Raw genomic sequence first — 2,105 nt, forward strand, 5'->3', positions numbered from 1 at the left:
GCCGTGGCGGTATGGGCCGGATGTCACACGGGTACGGATACGGGCCCGCGCGTGGTCCGGCGCGCGGGACCTGACGGGCGGGGTGGGGTCGGCATGGACGCTGCGCGGGGAGTCCTGGCACTGATGGGGTCCGGCGAGACGAGCCCCACGATGGTGACGCTGCACCGGGAGTTGGCCGCCCACCTGCGCCACGAGCCGAGCGCGGTGATCCTGGAGACGCCGTACGGCTTCCAGGTCAACCGGGACGCCATCTCCGCCGGCGCGCGGGAGTACTTCCGCCGCAGCGTCGGGCTGACCACGGTGGTCGCGCCCGACACGGACGCGGGCTCGGACGGTGTACGTGACCAACTGCGGCGCGCCGACTGGGTGTTCTCCGGCCCCGGCAGCCCGTCGTACGCCCTGGGCCGCTGGCACACCCAGCGCGTCGGGGAGATCCTGCACGAGCGGGTGCGACGTGCTCATGGGGTGACGGTGATGGCCTCCGCCGCCGCGTGCACGGTCGGGTTCGCGGCGCTGCCGGTGTACGAGGTGTACAAGGCCGGGCACCCGCCGGTGTGGCTCGACGGGCTGGACCTGACGGGGGCGCTCGGCCTGCGGGTGGCGGTGATTCCGCACTACGACAACGCCGAGGGCGGCACGCACGACACCCGCTTCTGTTATCTCGGCGAACCCCGGCTGGCCGCCCTCGAACGTGAACTGCCCGACGACAGCGCAGTGTTGGGCATCGACGAGCACACCGCGCTCCTTATCGACCTGGACACCTCCCTGGCACGGGTGTGGGGGCGGGGCGTCGTGACCGTACGCCGGCGCGGCGTCAGCGTCCCGGTCGGCGCGGGCACCGTCCTCACCCTGGACCAACTCCGCGACCTGGTCGGCGGTAAGAGGCGGGCGCCGGACACGATCCCGGCGCCCCGCACCGCCGCCGACGCCCCGGGGGCCGCCCCCACCGCCGACAGTCCGCCCACGCTCCAGGAGGCCGTCGCCATGGCGGAGGCGCGCTTCGACAGGGCCCACGCCGCACGCGACGCCGAGAAGATGGTGGCGGCCGTCCTCGACCTTGAGGCGGTGATCGCGGCCTGGGGCGCGGACATGGAGGAGGACCAGGGCGGTGAGTGGGCCCGTACCGTACTGCGCGGCATGATCCGCCAGTGCGTACCGCACGCCCAACGCGGCATGGACGAACCGCAGGCCACCCTGGAGCGCCTCGTGCCTCCCCTGCTCGACCTGCGCGGGCAGTTGCGCTCGCGGAGCGCGTACGACGCGGCCGACCACCTGCGCGACGCCCTCGCCGCCGGCGGGGTGCACGTCCACGACTCACCACGCGGCAGCGAGTGGCGGCACACGCCCACCGGGAACGACCGGAAGGACTCGCCCGCGCCGTCACCGGAGTGAGGCGGACCGATCGCTCCCGCTCGACGCGCAGTTGCACAACATGTGCAATAAGGTCGCCGCAGGGGACCGGAACCGGACCCGTCCGACGATCCAGGAGCCGTCGCACGATGACGCCCACCCGATCCCTTGATCCGCCGGTCCGCGACGTACCCCCGCCCGTCCTCGTCGAAGCTCTGCTGCTGCGGCACGACCCGACCGAGGGCTTCGCCTACCGCCGGCTGATCACGGCGCTGGACGGGCGGGCCCGGCCCGACGACGCCGCGCGGGGCCTCGCGCTGCCGGCGGAGGACGACGAGCGTCATCTCGTGCACTCCACCAGCTGGCGTGCGACCGACGAGGGCCAGATCGTCCTCACCTACCTCATCCATCCGGACCCGGCGCCCGACCTGCCCGGCACCCCGCTGCCCGACCCGGGCGCCATCGCCCGCTCTCCCAAGGCCGGCCACCCCTCTCCACCGGACCTGAAGCCGCATCACGTAGCGGCGCACGCCGTCAGGCACCTTGCCTTCCTGGCCCGTACGGACCCGGCCGTCGCCGCACATCTGGCCTCCTCGGACGACACGACGCGGGCCGCCCTCGACCAGCTCGCCGGCATCACGGCCGGGCAACTCCACGGCGTCTAGCGCACCGCCCCGTTCGGCCGCAGATCCGTTGCGGGTGCTTCGCACACATGGTCCTGTGTGAGTAGCCTGACGTCACATTGTGGGACTTAT

Annotated in this window: 2 protein-coding genes; both read left to right on the plus strand. The window is 73.2% G+C overall.

All coding sequences use genetic code 11. The features are described 5' to 3' along the window. The first annotated feature begins 93 nt into the window (after window positions 1–93). Window positions 94–1,392, plus strand: a complete 1,299-nt coding sequence (locus tag BHU15_RS22000; RefSeq protein WP_141726855.1) for a hypothetical protein — start codon at window positions 94–96, stop codon at window positions 1,390–1,392. Between the two features lie 107 nt (window positions 1,393–1,499). Then, window positions 1,500–2,015 (plus strand): hypothetical protein, encoded by a 516-nt coding sequence (locus tag BHU15_RS22005; protein WP_069628783.1) that lies wholly within the window; start codon window positions 1,500–1,502, stop codon window positions 2,013–2,015. Window positions 2,016–2,105 lie beyond the last annotated feature (90 nt).

It is taken from the genome of Streptomyces niveus, from assembly GCF_001723055.1.
Classification (GTDB): domain Bacteria; phylum Actinomycetota; class Actinomycetes; order Streptomycetales; family Streptomycetaceae; genus Streptomyces; species Streptomyces niveus.

What these genes read in the sequence shown, in the direction of transcription:
- BHU15_RS22000 (WP_141726855.1), top strand. Translation starts at nt 94, where the DNA reads ATGGACGCTGCGCGGGGAGTCCTGGCACTGATGGGGTCCGGCGAGACG.
- BHU15_RS22005 (WP_069628783.1), top strand. Translation starts at nt 1,500, where the DNA reads ATGACGCCCACCCGATCCCTTGATCCGCCGGTCCGCGACGTACCCCCG.